Source organism: Streptomyces verrucosisporus (genome assembly GCF_017114865.1).
Taxonomy (GTDB): Bacteria; Actinomycetota; Actinomycetes; order Streptomycetales; family Streptomycetaceae; genus Streptomyces; species Streptomyces fenghuangensis.
In genome coordinates this window covers 32485-48114 of record NZ_JADEYH010000027.1, presented here as the reverse complement: position 1 = coordinate 48114, position 15630 = coordinate 32485, and the positions used below count along the sequence as shown (strand labels likewise).

The window sequence follows — 15630 nt, the reverse complement described above, 5'->3', positions numbered from 1 at the left end:
GCCCCCATCGGAGGCGGGCGCGTCAGACCGCCGACGAGCGGCGGATCTCCTCCTCCAACGCGCTCACCGCCTGCCGGGTCCGGATGTTCATCGCTGCCGTGTGTTCGCGGAACGCGGCCTCCGACTCGGCCCGGTGGCGCCGAACCTCCTGCTCGATGGTGTCCTGGGCCATCTCGAGGTTCGCCACGGCCCGGCGCTCGGCGAACCGGACCTCCTCGTCGTGGATCTTGACCGCGCTGTTGCTGGCGCTGGTGAGCATCCGGTCGTACGCGGACTCGCCGCTCAGGTACTTCACCAGCACAGGGAGTACGTCAAGGAGGACGAACAGCAGGCGGACCAGCCAGATGCCCACGAACAGCACCGGGTTCCCGGTCGCGAGCCGGTCGAGCGCCCGCATCCGCTCCAGGACGCCGATCTCCTTCTGCTTGGCGCGCTCCTCTTCCAGCCGCCGCTCCACGCCGTCGGCCCGGGCCTTGAGGAAGTCGCCGCGTGACTTGGTCTGCTTGGCCTCCATCTTCGAGATGCGGCTGTTCATGCGGGCCAGTCGCTTCTCGTTCTCGTCGGTGCGGTGGGTCGTGCGGTAGTCCTGTGCCTTCTCGCGCAGGCGCAGGCACTCGGATGTCCGCTGGTACAGGCCGGTGGCGGCTATGCGGACCAGCCGGCGGCACTCGTCCCGGACTTCTGAGTCGATGTCCTCCAGCCTGCCGGTGTCCCGGTCCACCCGCTCCTGCAGGGCTTCGGCGTCGGAGCGAAGAGTCGCCAGTTCCTCGGCCCGCTCCCCGGGCGTCTTGCCGAAGGAGAGGACGTAGGTCCCCTCGCAGCCCTTCGGGATGACGGTCCGCGTCGTGGACGGCACGGGGTTGCAGCGGATCAGGTTCGTGCGCAACCGGTCGATGGCGTCCGTGCGTTCGTCGGCGACGTGTTCTTCGATGGCCGTCTGGAAGATGCGCAGCACCAGAGGCTCGGCGATCACCGCGCCGAGCATCAGGGCGATCAGCAGACGTGTGAGGAGTGGCCCGACCCGTCGCCGCGCGTTCGGCTGGGGAGTGACCAGCCAGCGGTCGAGGTTGAGCACGAACAGCATCCAGATGACCGTCGGGACGATGGCTATGAGGGAGACCCTGCCCAGCGCCTCGGTCGCGAAGTTCCACATGGAGAAAGCCGCGATGGCCGAGGTGCCGAGCACCACTCCGCCGAGGGCGGTGTACTTGCTCCGCTCGTAGCTGACCCTGTCCAGCAGTTCCTCGTCGACACCGGTCAGGACGCGCAGCCGTCGTGCGGCGTCGAAACCGCGGGGGGTCCGTGAGTGTCGGGCGGTGCGGGCGGGGGCTCCGGTGCCGGTGGTGCGGGCGCCGGCCCGGTCGTCAGCTGTGCTCGCGGCGGCGTCCTCGCCCGAACCCTGGCCGTCCGGCGTGCCGGGGGCCGTCACATGGCTCGTCAGGAGGTCAGTCAACGAGACCGTCCTCGTCCTTGACGAAACCGGTCTGCGGGTCGCGCGAGCCGTTCCGGTCCGCAGCCGTGCGGCCGGGGTACGCCGACCCTGGTTCGACCATGCGGGTGGCACCGGCTGCGGCCCCGATGCCGGGCGCGGCGTTGCCGCCCGTCTCCCTCAGGACCTGTTCCAGGACCTGGTGGTAGTCGACGTACTCGCTGCCGCCCATCTGGCGCAGCAGCGTCAGCAGCATGTCGCGGCGCACCTGCGTCTCCGCGGTCTCGCGCGCCTGCGCGTGGGCCCGGTCCGAGGTCTCGGCCTCGTGGCGGCGGTCCGACTCCTCCTCGGCTGTCCGGTGGATGCGGGCCGCCGCCTCGGTGACGTCGATCTCCTTACGGGCGATGCCGAAGGCGTCCACGTGATCGGACCCCTGGGAGAGCAGTTCCGCGATCCGCAGTGCGTCCTGGGTCTCGAAGTCGCGTTGCCCGCGCTGGAGTTCCCAGGACCTCCGCTCGTCGCGCAGCTTCTGCTCCCAGTCCCGCAGGTCGTCCGACGCGTGCACCTCGGCGCTGACGAACTCCACGCTCATGCCCGCGACCCGCGGCGGCACGATCGCGCTGTATGCGGTCATGCGGTGACCGACCTCGGTCCGTACCGCGTTGACCTCCTCCACGCGGTGCCCGGCGCTCACCCTCGGCAGGTCGGCGTCGCCCATCAGATAGGCACGCAGCGCAACGGTGACATCGATGACGCCCTGCCGGGCGACGACGGTCGGATCGGTCACCTGGCAGGTGAAGGACGCCCGCACCGTGAAGTTGTCCGCCTCGCTCACCGACGGGAGTGTGCGCTCCACCTCGACCAGGCGCGCCCGGGTGTCGATCAGGCTGACCGAGGAGGCGTCGAGTACGTCGGGGTGGGACGGATCGAACACCATGCCCTCGGGGAACGTGCGGTAGTTTCCGCCGACCCTGAAGACGTGGACCGCGCCGGGCGGCAGCTGCGGCACGTCGTCGCGGCGACGGCGCCGAGACCACCAGGCGCCCTGGACCGTGGCCAGGATGTGCTCGGCGATGACCGGGTAGTTCACTTGCTTCGGCCTCCTCGGACGGAAGTGAGAGCGGGAGTGGGCGGGGGAGTGGGTTGGAGGGACGCGGTGGAGTGCCGGGAGTCCGCCGCCGCTCCACCGCGCAGTGACCCGATGAGCACCTGCGCCAGTTGGCGGGCGCCGGGTATCGCGAAGTCGGGGTGCCTCAGGGCGATGGACAGGTGGCGGCGGAGCGCGGCCCACCGGCGCTCGCTCATGGCGTTCCGCATGGCCTCGCCGAGCCCGCGTACGGCGTCGGTGACAGACGGGTCGTCCCGCAGCTGCACCAGCGTCCGGCACAGCTCGCCGACCGCCAGGATCCGGTTGCCGCTGTGCAGGATGTCCGCCCACAGGAACCCCAGGTGGCGGGGGCTGCCCGGGACGGTGCGCACAAGTGCCGCGGTGAGGGGCTCGGCGCTGTCCAGCCGGTCGGCAGCGAGGAGCTGAACGGCGTTCCGCAGCGCGACCGACAACTCCCTGGACCCCGGCGTCGCCTCTGCGATCATGGTCCGCACGTACCGGAGGATGAGTAGCGCGCGCTCCGGTTCCTGTTCGGCGGTCTGCAGCAGCAGGACCAGCGAGCGACGGGCCGAGAAAGCGATCCGCTCCCCGCGCTGCGTCAGGAACCACAGCCGGCCGAGTGCCTCCATGAGGTAGAGGGAGCCCAGGCGTCCCGTCAGCGCCATGGCCGCCGTCACGGCCCGGCCCGATCCGTTGTTGGCCGTCCAGCTCAGCGCGGTGCTCAGGGCCTGCGGCGCGAGATGCTCGACGTCGCACATGAACTGCAGCGTCAGCGCGGCGGTCACCCGCTGGTTGGCGGGCCCGTCGGACCAGACCCTCAGCAGGTTCTCGTCGACCTCGACGAGCGCGTGCCGAGCCAGGAACGCGACACCGCGGGCCACCTCCGTACGGGTCTCCAGGTCGCCCAGCAGGGCCAGCTCGGCCAGCCACCGGCGCAGCGGGTACCAGAGTTCGTAGCCGTACAGGTCGTGCAGCTCCGCGATGACGAACTCGCGGGCACGGGGTTCGGTGAAGACCAGGCACCGCTCGCTGCGTCCGGTGTTCCGTCCCGAGCCGGGCCGGTGCTCGGCCCTCACCAGCCCCGCCGCCCGGTCCCTCCAGCGGGCCCGGGACTGCTGGGTCACCGCGCCGCGCGACACCGTGCCGGCCTCGTCGTCCGGCTCCGCGGCCGGCGTCCCGCCGCTCTGCTCCCAGGTGCGGACATGGGTGGTGAGCGCGGCGCACTCCTTCTCGAACGTCCGCTCGGGGATGCCCTCCAGGAAGGCCAGGGCCGCGAGCGGGATCAGGTCCTCCGCGGGCGGCTGCTTGCGGAACAGCTCCTCGACCAGTTCCCGGCACCGGTCTCGCAGAGTGTCCAGCGCGCCCTCCGCGCCGTCCCGGGACAGGGCCACGGCCGCGGCGACGACATCCGCCGGCCGCCGCTGCTCGCCGACCCGTTCCCGCAGCTCCTGTTCGGTGTCCGGCGCAAGGGCGGTGCCGGGCAGCAGTCGTCGGCACCGCTCGAACAGTTCCACGGGGTCCGGGGCCCGCCATGCCACGCAGTGGTCCTGCAGCGCCAGCCGCCGGCTGGTCGCGCCGCCCGCCGTGATCACCAGGTACGAACCCTTGCGGCGCAGTTCCCCGCTCAGCCGCCCGATCTCGTACGCCTGCACGGCCGCGGCGTTCAGCTCGCCGACGTAGTCGAGGATGACGTACCCCTGCCCCGGCCTGAGGTCCCGCGCCGTGGCCAGACCGGCGAGCGCGTTGGCGGGCGACAGGCTGCGCAGCCTGGTCCCCCGGCCCAGGACCTCCCTGAGCAGGGCCAGGGAGCCCGCGCCCCGGCCGCAGTCGTCCTGGCCGGTCAGCACGACGAGCGCGTCCTCGCGCAGTCTGTCGAGCGCGTCCTCGAAACAGGGCTGCGGCGGGACGTAGAACCGCAGGGCGCGGTCCACCTCCCCGGGCTCGATGACGCCGGGGGCGAGACCGGGGGACGGTGCGGCGCCGAAGCCGAAGGCCGCGCCCGCGGCATCGACGGTGCCGTAGAAGTTGTTGCTGACGAGCTGGTGGACGTGGCGCAGATCGGCGTATCCCCGTTCGTCCTCATCGTGTTCGTCCGGCTCCCGGCGCCGTTCGGCGGCCGCGTCCGGGCCGGCGTCCGGGCCGGACGCGGCCGCTTCGGCCTCCGGCACGCCCCCGGCGCCGTCCGGTACGGGCAGTTCGGGCGGTTCGGGCGGTTCGGTGTTCTGGTCGGGGGCGGGCACGGGCGGTACGGTCAGCCCGCCGTCCGGTTCCGGTCCGTCAGCCACCGGCGCTCCCGAAGCCGAAGACGGCGCCCCGTGCGTCCACGGCGCCGGCGATGTTGGTGACGCTGATGTTGTCGGCGCGGTACTCGTCGCCGGTCCCGCCCGCGCCGGCCGGTCCGGACCGGACCGCCGCGGGTTCCCTCCGTGCCGCCTCCCCGGACCCGGACGCCTCCGCGGACCCGGGCCCGTGTGACGCGGTGGCCGGTGTGCCGAGCACGGGCACGTGCAGCCAGGCCGCGGCCTCGTACTCCTTCACCCGGACGGTGACGCGGGTGAAGTCCTCCGGTGTCAGTACCGTGTGGCCGCCCGCCACCGTGGACCGGAAGACATCGTCGGACAGCAGCAGCACCAGATCGGCCTCGGGGTGTGCGGCCAGGGCGTCGTAGAGCGGGCGCGCGCTCAGCAGGCGCGCCGTGGCCACCACGGCTGTGCCGGCGAAGCCGTTGTCGGCCAGTTCCACCGGTCCCTGGTGGATGACGGCCCGCAGCCGCATGCGGGCCCGGGGGACCCGCTGGGCGTTGTACTCGCGCAGCCCGGCGGCGAGATGGCGGACGTAGTCGTCGACCAGGCGGGGTTCCCTGCCGTCGACGGGCCGTACGGCCAGTTGCTCGTCGCCCTTGTGCTGGATCCTCCACTGCGCGCGGTCGAGACCGGCGCCCCTGGCGGCACGGTCGAGAAGCCGCGGCAGATCGTGCTGGATTTCGGACTGCCTACGGTCGTTGTTGCTTCCGTAGGCCTGCGCGTCCACGGCTATGCAGGCGCAGGGATGGAAGTCAGGCCACGTATCCACCCGGTCATTTCCTCTCTGGGCAGGCGGTGGGCAGAAACTGCCCACGAAGTGCTGTCCGAGAGGTTAGGAGAGGAGGCGTGGGGTGATTCCGTATCAGTACGGGTTGTCGGCAAGGACTTTGGCGAATTCGAGCAGCTTCGGAACGTCACAGATGGTTATGTTCCGGTAGCTGCGTTCCACCAGTCCCTGGGCCGTCAGCGCGGCGAGCTTCTTCTCCGCCGTGTTGAGCTTCAGGCCGGCCAGTGAGGCGAGTTCCTTCTGTGTCAGCGTCACCCCGAGGTCGCACCGCCTGCCGTCGCCGCCCGGCGCAGGCTGGGCGTATGCCTGGCACAACTCGGCCAGGACCCGGGCCAGGCGGGTCAGCGCGTCGTAGGCCTGGAAGTCGATCCGGCGCCGATTGGCCCAGCGCAGCCGGGCGCACAGCATGTGGAGGACGGCCCGCATGGCGTCGGGATGCCGGGAGAGGAACGCCTCCAGCGCCCTCACCTGGATGATCCGGGCGGTCACGTCGCCGCACGCGACCACCGTGCCGGACCTGGGGCGCTCCTCGAAGGCCGCCATCTCTCCGACCAGGTCACCCGCCACGCGCACGGCGAGCAGCATGTCGTAGCCACTTTCCGAGCTGGCGACGACTTTCACGACACCGCTTGTGATCAGCAGGACGTGCCGGCTCTCGTCGCCCTGCTGGAGCAGGACGCGATTCGGCGGATAGGTCATCGGAGTGCCCTGGCGCAGGATTTCTTCCCGCGTCGTGTTCAGCAACCGGCCGAGAAATGCGGTCGGCGGCCACACGTGGTTCACCAGCCCTCCCCGGCGTTCTCGTTCCATGGCGCCGCACGCCGTTCAAGCCCGACCATGCTGCCGCCGGGCCGGGCGCCGGTGAACAGCCTGAACGGAATGTGGCCTGTTTTCGTTCTTCTCAGCCGGAATTGACCGAACACGCATTCTCTGCGAGAAGAGTTGACCAGACAGCGGGCTTTGCCGCGCCGGGCGCGCCGGATGGCCGGGCGACCGGAGACCGCGGTCCCACCGGGCGGGCCGGGAGGCGGCCGGTCCCGGCCGCGTCCCTCGTCCGTACCGGGGGCAGGGCTCGTCACAGCCGCTGTTTGGCCCGCTCCAGGGCTCCGGCGTAGCCGGCCAGCTGCTTTCGGTGCTTGTCGGCCATGGGCCGCTCGACCGTGCGCTGGGCGGCGGAGACCGCCTCCCACAGCTCGCTCTCCCGCTGGCAGCGGGCGTCGTCCCGCGCCACGGCGAGCTCGTACCCGGCCGCCGACCGCAGCGCCCGGCCGTCGCCCTCCCCGGCCCGGGCCTTCGCGGCGTCCGTCCGCTTCCCGACCAGTTCCGCGGCGGAGCCGTCGGAGACGGGATGCCCGGCGTCGGTCATGCACGCGGCCCACCGCTTCCTGGCGCGCTTGACCTCATCGGTCCGTTCGACGTCCTCGACGACCCGGTTCGCGAGGAACTGGTACGTGTACATCAGCCGGTCCCAGTCCTTGCCATACAGCTTCTCGCCGGCCCGGAACTGGCATCCGTCGGTGTTCACCGTGAAGGATTCGCCCGTGGGGAGGCGGACCGTCTTCCGGTGCTCCTCCGTGCCGGTCAGCGCCTTCTCGAACGCCTCCTCGTCCTCGCCGGCGTCCCGGGCGGGCTCCGCCCCGAAGGAGGGTTCGCCCCGGAGCACCGGTCCGGTGATGCCGTACCCCTCCTTGACCGCGAAGTCCTCGGTGAGCAGCCCGTACGGGTTCCAGGCGGGCGTCTCGTCGGCGGCGGCGGGCGGCGACGGGAGGCGCAGCGGCTCGACGTCGATGCCCCTGTCGGCCAGGCAGTCGTCCACCAGCCGGCGTTCCATGCGGTCCAGCCGGCTCTGCTCACCGTTCGTCAGGGCCGGTACGCGGTGCCCGAAGGGGATCACGACGTCCGTCTGCGAAGGGGGCGCGGGCGTAGGGGAGGCACCGTCGCCGCAGGCCGCGGTCGTGGCGCCCGTCAGGACGAGCAGAAGCACGGCTCCGCCGGTCCGGGTCCTCATACGGGTCTCCTCGGGGTACTCGGTGCGGCGGTGCCCGGCCCGGCCGCCCCCGTTGCGCGTCCGGGCCGGGCACCGTCAGGTCGGCGGATGCGACCGGGTCAGCACCAGCGGTTCGAGCCCGCGCCGTTCCTGAGAACGCTGTTCGAGGTGTCGTGCAGCTGGTAGCCGATCTTGAAGACCACGGAGGAGCCCGTGTAGTTGGTCCCAGCCCAGACGCGCACGCTGCAGCTCGTTCCGTTGTTGTACATGGAACGGGAGTTGGCGAACTTGTAGTACTGGCGCAGGTTGGAGTTGTCGTAGGCCACCTTTCCGGGGAGGCCCGAGAAGTTCGTGGTGGCCCACGAGCACAGGTACGTCTTGGGGCAGTCAGACTTCGCCGCCTGCGCGGTGCCGGCCGTGGCCAGCATTCCGCCCCCGGCGAGGGCGACGGTGGAAGCGACTGCGGCAATTCGGGTGCTGAACCGCATGCGTGATTCCTCTCCTGTGATCTGGGAATTGCCCCGGACCGGTCGGCCGGCGGCACGGAACGAAGCTATGGGCCCCGCCCCGGGCCTCGGAAGCGTCTTCCGTTATCCCGGGCGGGAACGGGACGTCCCGGGACACGTCATGCCCGTGGCCTCGGCACCCGTTGGAGCGGTGGCCGGACCTGGGAAAGAATGGGGATCCCCGTCTCGCCTCACCTCCAGACAAGGGGAATTCCCATTCCATGACAGACATTCACGAAAAGGACGAGCCACACCACGAGGAACACGGCTCCCTGGCGGAGCGGTTACGCTTCCTGCGTACGCACAGTGGTCTGACCATCAGCGCTCTGGCCGAGCGGACGTCCTACAGCCGGTCCTCCTGGGAGCGGTACCTCAACGGCAAGTCCCTGCCGCCGAGGACGGCGATCACCGAGTTCGCGGCGGTCGTCGGAGTCGCTCCGCACCCTCTCCTGCGGCTGAGGACCCGGGAAGGGCACCGGGGACCGGCGGCACACGGAAGACCCGGGGAGACCCCGCCCCGCGGCAGTCCGGCGCCCGGAGGAGAGCCTGCCGGGGAGAGACCCGTCCCGGTGGACGCCGGAGCCGGCTCCTCCCGGAATTCGGAGAAACCACACCCCACGGCACGGGACGAAGCGACCGCACCGGACCGCGGGCATCGGACGAGAACGAATCTGTTTTCCGCGGTTCTCGCTCTCGTGGCACTGGTCACCGGAATAATGATCGGGGCCTGGTTCTTCGGCGGGAACGGAACGGAAAGCCGGGACCGGCAGGTCCTGGGGAGCGGACCCGGGTGTACGGAATACGAATGCCGGGACAAGGATTCTCAGCGACTGGGTTGCCACATAGGCGCGTGGACCGCGGCGGCGACCTGGTCCGGCCGCACCTACATCGAACTGCGCTACAGCCCGCGATGCCGGGCCGCCTGGGCTCGGATCACGGACGCGGAGGTCGGTGACACCGCCAGGGTGGAGGGTCCCAAGGGCGTGCACAACCAGCGCTCGGTGACCTACGAGAACGACACCTACTCACCCATGGTCGAGGCGGCCTTCCCGGCTGCCGCGCGTGCCTGCGGGGTGGTGGGGGGCAAGGAGGTCTGCACTCCGCAGGGTGGTTCCTCGCCTCTGCCTCCCGCGCTCACCGACGAACGCGAGCCGGCCCGCAAGGCCGCGCCGACGGAGAGCGGCACGGAGACGGGCACGGGGACCGGGACGGAGGCGGAAGCAGAAGCGGAGAAGGAGGCGGAGGCGGAGACGAGCTGACAGCCGCCGCCGGACGGGCGGTCCGCCGGGAGGAGCCGCTGCCTCCTCGATACGCCGGACCGCCCCCGCGTCCGGTCCCGCCGGGCGGCGAGTGTTCGGGGGAGCAACGGTCGCGCATGGCGGCGGATGGCTTGAAAACGTCTGTCCGACAAGGATTCTGACGCTGCATATGTGATGTGCATGTGCTTTGGCAAGGCTGTTCCGGTCGACGGATGATCAATACCCTGAGCCTGTCTGCCCGTCACGTCTTCGATGGAGCTCGCCTTGGCCAGCACACAGCAGTTCCCCGACATACTCTCGCCCGAGTTCGCAGCCGACCCCTACAGCGCCTACCGCGTGATGCGCGACAGCGCGCCGCTGATCTGGCACGAAGCCACCCGCAGCTACATCGTCTCCCGCTACGAGGACGTGGAGCGGGCCTTCAAGGACGGAACGTCGTTCACCACCGACAACTACGAGTGGCAGATCGAGCCGGTGCACGGGAAGACGATCCTCCAGCTCAGCGGCCGCGAGCACGCGGTGCGCCGGGCCCTGGTGGCGCCCGCCTTCCGCGGCAGCGACCTGCGGGACAAGTTCCTGCCGGTCATCGAGCGCAACTCGCGCGAGCTCATAGACGCCTTCCGGCACACCGGCAGGGTGGATCTGGTGGACGCCTACGCCACCCGCTTCCCCGTCAACGTCATCGCCGACATGCTGGGCCTGGACAAGGCCGACCACTCCAGGTTCCACCGCTGGTACACCTCGGTGATCGCCTTCCTGGGCAACCTCTCCGGCGACCCGGAGGTGACCGCGGACGGCGAGCGCACCCGGGTGGAGTTCGCCGAGTACATGATCCCCGTCATCCGGGAGCGCCGCGAGAACCTGGGCGACGACCTGCTGTCCACGCTGTGCGCCGCCGAGGTGGACGGCGTGCGGATGAGCGACGAGGACATCAAGGCGTTCTGCAGTCTGCTGCTGGCCGCCGGAGGGGAGACCACCGACAAGGCGATCGCCGCCATCTTCGCCAACCTGCTGGCCCACCCCGAGCAGCTCGCCGCCGTACGGGAGGACCGCTCCCTGATCGACCGGGCGTTCGCCGAGACCCTGCGCTACACCCCGCCCGTCCACATGATCATGCGGCAGACCGCGCAGGACGTGGAGGTCAGCGGGGGCACGATCCCGGCCGGTGCGACCGTCACCTGCCTGATCGGCGCCGCCAACCGCGACCCGGGCCACTACAAGGAGCCCGACTCCTTCGACATCTTCCGCGACGACCTGACGTCCACCACCGCGTTCTCCGCCGCCGCCGACCACCTGGCCTTCGCGCTGGGCCGGCACTTCTGCGTCGGGGCGCTGCTGGCCAAGGCCGAGGTCGAGATCGGTGTCGACCAGCTGCTGGACGCCATGCCGGACATGCGGCTGGCCGACGGCGCCGATGTCACCGAGCAGGGTGTGTTCACCCGCGGCCCCAAGGAGGTGCCGGTGGTGTTCACCCCCGCCGCCTGACCGGCCGGGACGGGAACGGGTACGGATACGGCCGTGCCGTCGCCGGAACTCTCCGTTCCGGCGACGGCACGGCCGGCCCCGTGCGGAGCCGACCCCGTACAGGCCGGCCCCGTACGGAGGCCGACCCGTACGGCCCGGCGCGGGTGCTACACCACGGGCGTGAAGGCGACCGGCAGCGAGGTCAGGCCCCGCATCCAGACGGACGGCCGCCAGTTCAGCTCCTCCGGTTCCACCGCCAGGACGATGTCCGGCAGCCGCTCCAGCAGCGTCTCCACCGCGGTGCGGGCGATGACGTCGGCCAGCTGGGGGGCGGGGTAGGGGCAGCGGTGCTCGCCGTTGCTGAAGCTCAGGTGGGCGGAGTTGACCTGCGCCCCGATGTGCCCCTCGGGCCAGATCTGAGGGTCGGTGTTGGCCGCGGCCAGCCCCAGCACCAGGCAGTCGCCGGCCCTGATCTGCCGCCCGCCGAGCTGGATGTCGCGGACCGCCCAGCGGCCGACGAAGTTCTGCGTGGGGGTGTCCAGCCACAGCACCTCGTTGAGCGCCTGGCCCACGCTCACCCGGCCGCCGGAGACGTTGACGGCGAAGCGGTCGTCGGTGAGCAGCAGCCGCAGGGTGTTGCCGATCCAGTTGCCGGTGGGCTGCTGGGCGGCGGCGATGACGGAGATCAGGTCCTGCACGATCTCCTCGTCGCTCAGCCCGGCCGGGTCGGCGATCATGCGGGAGGTGACGTCCGGGCCGGGATCCTCGCGCTTCTCCGCGACCAGCCGCTGGATGCGCTCCTGGACGCGCACGTAGGCGGCGACCGGGTCGTCGCCCTCCGAGGCGTCCAGGGACATCCGCAGGTCCTCGACCAGCTTGTCGGTGTCGGCCCCCTCCAGCGGCATGCCGCACATGCGGACCGCGGCGCGCATCGGCAGGGCGTGGGCGTACGCGGACATCAGCTCCGCCTGCCCGCTGCCCGCGAACTCGGCGAGGAGCTGTCCGGCGATCTCCTGGCAGTCCTGGGAGAACTCCAGCTGGTCGACCTCCTCCAGGGCCGCGCTGATGACGCCCGCCCGGCGCTGGTGCTCGGCCCCTTCCGTGAACAGCACCGACGGCTGGTAGCCGACGAACGGCATCAGCGGCCAGTCGGCGGGGATGGCCGGCCACTGGTTCCAGCGCCGCGAGTCCCGGGCGAACAGCTCGTCGTGGCTGGTGACGTAGGAGACCTCGGCGTATCCGAGCACCAGCCAGGCGGGGATGCCGCCGTCCAGCAGCACGGGGGCGACCGTGCCGTGGTCGCGGCGCAGCGCCCGGTAGAGCTGGAAGGGGCTCTGCTGGTACTCCAGGCCGCTGAGCGGGACGGCGTCGGGGTGGGCCGCGGGGCAGCCGGCCGGCGGGGCGGCGGTGCCCTGGTCGGGCGGGCCGGCCTGGCCGGCCTGGGCGAACTGGTCGGTCATGCGGTCATCTCCCGTGCCAGTGCCTGCTGGTAGAGGTGGTCGACGAGGGTGATCAGCACGTTCTTGCCGGAGTCGCGCAGCCGGGCGTCGCAGTCGACCAGCGGCACGCCCTCCGGCAGGTCCAGCGCCTGGCGGATCTCCTCCAGGGAGAAGCGCGAGCCGTCGTCGTCGAACCGGTTGACGGCCACCACGAACGGGGTCCCGTGGTGCTCCAGCCGGTCGATCGCGTACCAGGAGTCGGCCATCCGCCGGGTGTCCACCAGCACCACCGCGCCGAGCGTCCCGGAGAACAGCCGGTCCCACAGGAACCAGAAGCGCTCCTGCCCGGGCGCCCCGAACAGGTACAGCACGGTCTGCTCGTTGAGGCTGATCCGGCCGAAGTCGAACGCCACCGTGGTGGTGTTCTTGTTCCGCAGACCGGCGACGTCGTCCACCCCGGCACCGGCCTGGGTCATGACCTCCTCGGTGTTCAGGGGACGGATCTCGCTGACGGATCTGACCAGCGTCGTCTTCCCGACACCGAAGCCGCCCACTATGACGATCTTCAGTCCGGTCTCGGCGGCGTCCGCGAGCGGCGTGCGCGCCGGGGCCTCAGAGGTTGCGGAGTCCAATGAGCACCTCCTTCAACAGGGCGGATTCGGGCGCGTCGCCGTGCGCTGCGGACGGACGCGGGTTCCGTGCGGTGATGCGTCCGGAGGCGAGCAGATCGCCGAGGAGGATCTTCACCACGGTGATGGGCAGGCGCAGATCGGCCGCGACCTCGACCACCGCGGTGGGGTGCTCGCACAGCTCCAGGATGCGTACGTGCTCCGACTGCATGCCCTCCGTCGGCCGGCACTCGCTGACGATGAGCGTGACCAGGTCCAGCCCGGCCTCCTCGCCCCGGCTGCGTCCGCCGGTGACGGTGTAGAGCCGGTGGGGGTCGCCGATGTCGACGGGTTTGCGGATCATGACGGGACGCCGCCCTCGGCCGGCTTGCGGGGCTCGGCGCGCAGGTGCTCGCCGATCTGCTCGACCAGCTCGTCCATCTGGTGGCCGACCACGCCGGGGTCCGCGTTGTCGTCGGCGACGACGGCCAGATGGGCGCCCTCCCCCGCCTCGACGATGAACAGCAGGCCCCCGTGGAACTCCGTCATCGAGTGCCGCACCCCTCCGCTCCCGTCGCCGAACTCCACGGAGGCTCCCTGTGCCAGGGCCTGAATGCCCGAGGAGATGGCCGCGAGCTGGTCGGCCCGGTCCAGGGTGAGACTGCTGCTCCAGCACAGTTTGAGCCCGTCGCGGGAGAGCACCAGGGCGTGTCGGGTCCCGGGAGTGCGGTTGAGCAGGCTCTCGAGAAGCCAGGTGAGGCTGTTGTCGGTGGTCTCCATGATCTGCATCGGGCTTCTCGGGCCGGGAGTCCGGCCACCGGCCCGTGCCTCCAATCTCGCGGTCTTCGCTGGGGGTGGGGCTCCCACTGGTCGAACGGGAGCCCCGGGTGTGTCGGAGGGGCGCGCCTACTCGGAGGGGTTCTCGGGACGCCTGGAGCGGTGGAACGCCCCGAAGCTCGCCCCGGCGTCACGGGCGGGGCGATTCCGCTCCGTAAGACCGGCGGAGGCGTCGGCCGCCCGCTCGCGGGCGCGGTCGGCCCGGGCCAGGGTGCGGCCCCGTGGGCGCACCGGCAGTCCGTGGGTGGTCTCCCCCGCCGCGGGCGCCGGGGCCCCGGCGGTGTCCGGCGGTGCGGAGGCGGACGCGGGTGCGCTGGTGCCGGCCGGGATCGCCGTGCCGGTGGCGGAGGTGGCGGGGAGGGCGGGCCCGGTGACGGGCGCCTGGGTCTGCCGCGGGGTCCCGGCGGCCGGCACCACGGCCGCGGGCGGTGCCTCGGCTCGCTGCTGGGCCAGCAGGTGCGGAGGCAGCAGGACCACCACACCGGTGCCTCCCCGGGAGGAGGGCCGGTAGCTCACGGAGATGCCGTACTTGTGGGCCAGCAGCCCGACCACGGCCAGGCCGAGCCGGGTGCCCTGGAGGTGGGCGAGGTCGGTCGAATCGCCGGAGACGGCCTTCTCCGCGCGGCGCATCGCGGCGTCGGACATGCGCAGTCCGCTGTCCTCGATGGTCACCACGAGGCCGGCGGTGCGCTCCTCGACGTAGACGTTGACCTCGTCGATGGGCGGGGAGAAGTTCGCCGCGTTGTCGATGAGCTCGGCGAGCAGGTGCATCACGCCCTCGGCGGCGAACCCGGCGATCGCGGTGGAGCTGGCGCAGTGCATGCGGACCCGCTGGTAGGCGGCGATGCGTCCCACCGCGCCGCGCAGGATGCTCTCCATGACGATCGGCTTGTTCCAGGCCCGGCTGGCGCGGCCGCCCATCAGCAGGGCCAGGCGGTCGGTGAGCAGCCCGACCTGCGAGGTGCTGTGGTCCAGCCTAAGCAGGTCACCGAAGACCTCCTCGCCGTGGCGCTCCTGCATCTCGCGCAGGTCCGCCAGCATGCCCACGGCGGCCGCCTGCACCCGGCTGAGGGCCTTGGTGCCGGCCGTCCGGGCGGCGGCGGACCGCCGCTCGCTGGTCGCGTACTCCCGGATCACGAACTCCGTCAGGGCGGCCAGCCGGTCGTCGTCGGGGCGCGGCACCTTCGCCAGGACCGTACCCGCCGAGGCGCCGCCGCGCAGCCGCTCGAAGGCCCCGGGCAGGACCTCGGCGAGGAGGTTGTCCACCCCGCCCGCCAGCGCCTGTGCCCACCGGAGCGCCTCGTCCCGCTCTGCCTGCGCGGACAGCCGCTGCCCGGTGGCGGAGGAGACCTCGTGCGCGAAGGAGTGGAGGAGCCGCTGGAGCGGGAGGTCCTCCGGGAGGGGCATACCGGCCGACGCGTCCTCGGGCCGCGCACCGGCCCGCAGCCGCTCGGCGACCGCCGGCAGCAGGGAGTCGGCCAGGTGCGCGGTGTACGCCTGCCGCTGCTCGGCCCGGTGGCGCAGGGCCGCGATCTCGGCCGCCGCGTTCGCGGACGCGGCGGTCATCCGCTGCACCGTCAGGAAGACGGCGAGGAAGGCCCCGACGGCCACTACCGCGGCCACCGCGATCACGCCCAGCACCCAGGGGCGCGTGCTGTCGGGGGCGGCGGCGGCGCCCGCCGCGCCGCCCGCCACGAGCGCCGTCAGGCAGACGGCGAGCAGGACGAGGGGCAGGCGTCCCTGGGGCACTCGGTGCTGGCCGGGGGCGGCAGGATCTGACATCGCGCAATCCCTGTGGCTGTGTGGGGGCGAGTGATGCGGTTCGCAAGACAAACGGCGGCCGAAAGCCCGCTGAAGGATGGGAAGTTGCCTTCTCGTGCGATTGCCTGCGTCATAGTAACCA

At 71.6% G+C, this 15630-nt stretch carries 14 protein-coding genes; 2 read left to right on the top strand and 12 right to left on the bottom strand.

Annotation, left to right across the window (positions count from 1 at the left end):
• Positions 1 to 22: 22 nt before the first annotated feature.
• The 7 genes from IQ279_RS23080 to IQ279_RS23050 all read right to left on the bottom strand — a co-directional run bounded on the left by IQ279_RS23080 (position 23) and on the right by IQ279_RS23050 (position 8102).
• Complete coding sequence (locus IQ279_RS23080) at positions 23 to 1453, bottom strand: DUF4407 domain-containing protein (RefSeq protein WP_206351074.1); 1431 nt, start codon at positions 1451 to 1453, stop codon at positions 23 to 25.
• The gene (locus IQ279_RS23075; protein ID WP_206351072.1) at positions 1446 to 2519 is read right to left on the bottom strand and encodes an SPFH domain-containing protein; all 1074 of its coding nucleotides are present in this window, start codon (positions 2517 to 2519) and stop codon (positions 1446 to 1448) included. The genes IQ279_RS23080 and IQ279_RS23075 overlap by 8 nt, the downstream gene beginning before the upstream one ends.
• Positions 2516 to 4822 carry a hypothetical protein gene (locus IQ279_RS23070; protein WP_206351070.1) on the bottom strand — a complete coding sequence of 769 codons (2307 nt, stop codon included), beginning with the start codon at positions 4820 to 4822 and terminating at the stop codon, positions 2516 to 2518. The genes IQ279_RS23075 and IQ279_RS23070 overlap by 4 nt, the downstream gene beginning before the upstream one ends.
• On the bottom strand, positions 4815 to 5609 hold the full coding sequence (locus IQ279_RS23065) for a hypothetical protein (protein ID WP_206351068.1): 795 nt from the start codon (positions 5607 to 5609) through the stop codon (positions 4815 to 4817). Before IQ279_RS23065 ends, IQ279_RS23070 begins: the two co-directional genes overlap by 8 nt.
• Before the next feature lie 93 nt (positions 5610 to 5702).
• Positions 5703 to 6410 (bottom strand): Crp/Fnr family transcriptional regulator, encoded by a 708-nt coding sequence (locus IQ279_RS23060; protein WP_307792495.1) that lies wholly within the window; start codon positions 6408 to 6410, stop codon positions 5703 to 5705.
• A gap of 292 nt (positions 6411 to 6702) precedes the next feature.
• Entirely contained in the window at positions 6703 to 7635 is a 933-nt protein-coding gene (locus tag IQ279_RS23055) for a hypothetical protein (protein WP_206351066.1), read from the bottom strand.
• A gap of 98 nt (positions 7636 to 7733) precedes the next feature.
• A complete protein-coding gene (locus IQ279_RS23050; RefSeq protein ID WP_093851645.1) occupies positions 7734 to 8102 on the bottom strand; it encodes a peptidase inhibitor family I36 protein in 369 nt (122 codons plus the stop codon).
• A gap of 239 nt (positions 8103 to 8341) precedes the next feature.
• On the opposite strand from IQ279_RS23050, the gene IQ279_RS23045 reads away from it, so the two are divergent.
• Positions 8342 to 9379 (top strand): helix-turn-helix domain-containing protein, encoded by a 1038-nt coding sequence (locus IQ279_RS23045; protein WP_206351065.1) that lies wholly within the window; start codon positions 8342 to 8344, stop codon positions 9377 to 9379.
• A 264-nt stretch (positions 9380 to 9643) separates the two neighbouring features.
• The gene (locus IQ279_RS23040; protein WP_206351064.1) at positions 9644 to 10864 is read left to right on the top strand and encodes a cytochrome P450; all 1221 of its coding nucleotides are present in this window, start codon (positions 9644 to 9646) and stop codon (positions 10862 to 10864) included.
• Positions 10865 to 11010: 146 nt separating this feature from the next.
• Here IQ279_RS23040 and IQ279_RS23035 read toward each other — a convergent pair whose 3' ends face one another.
• From IQ279_RS23035 to IQ279_RS23015, 5 genes are all read right to left on the bottom strand, one after another.
• On the bottom strand, positions 11011 to 12303 hold the full coding sequence (locus tag IQ279_RS23035; RefSeq protein WP_206351063.1) for a cytochrome P450: 1293 nt from the start codon (positions 12301 to 12303) through the stop codon (positions 11011 to 11013).
• Positions 12300 to 12914, bottom strand: coding sequence for a GTP-binding protein (locus IQ279_RS23030; RefSeq protein WP_206351061.1), 615 nt, complete (start codon positions 12912 to 12914; stop codon positions 12300 to 12302). Before IQ279_RS23030 ends, IQ279_RS23035 begins: the two co-directional genes overlap by 4 nt.
• Positions 12895 to 13254, bottom strand: a complete 360-nt coding sequence (locus IQ279_RS23025; protein ID WP_206351059.1) for a DUF742 domain-containing protein — start codon at positions 13252 to 13254, stop codon at positions 12895 to 12897. Before IQ279_RS23025 ends, IQ279_RS23030 begins: the two co-directional genes overlap by 20 nt.
• Positions 13251 to 13670: a roadblock/LC7 domain-containing protein gene (locus tag IQ279_RS23020; RefSeq protein WP_206351103.1), complete on the bottom strand. Its 420-nt coding sequence runs from the start codon at positions 13668 to 13670 to the stop codon at positions 13251 to 13253. The genes IQ279_RS23025 and IQ279_RS23020 overlap by 4 nt, the downstream gene beginning before the upstream one ends.
• A 126-nt stretch (positions 13671 to 13796) precedes the next feature.
• Positions 13797 to 15509 carry a sensor histidine kinase gene (locus tag IQ279_RS23015; RefSeq protein WP_206351057.1) on the bottom strand — a complete coding sequence of 571 codons (1713 nt, stop codon included), beginning with the start codon at positions 15507 to 15509 and terminating at the stop codon, positions 13797 to 13799.
• Between the last annotated feature and the right edge of the window lie 121 nt (positions 15510 to 15630).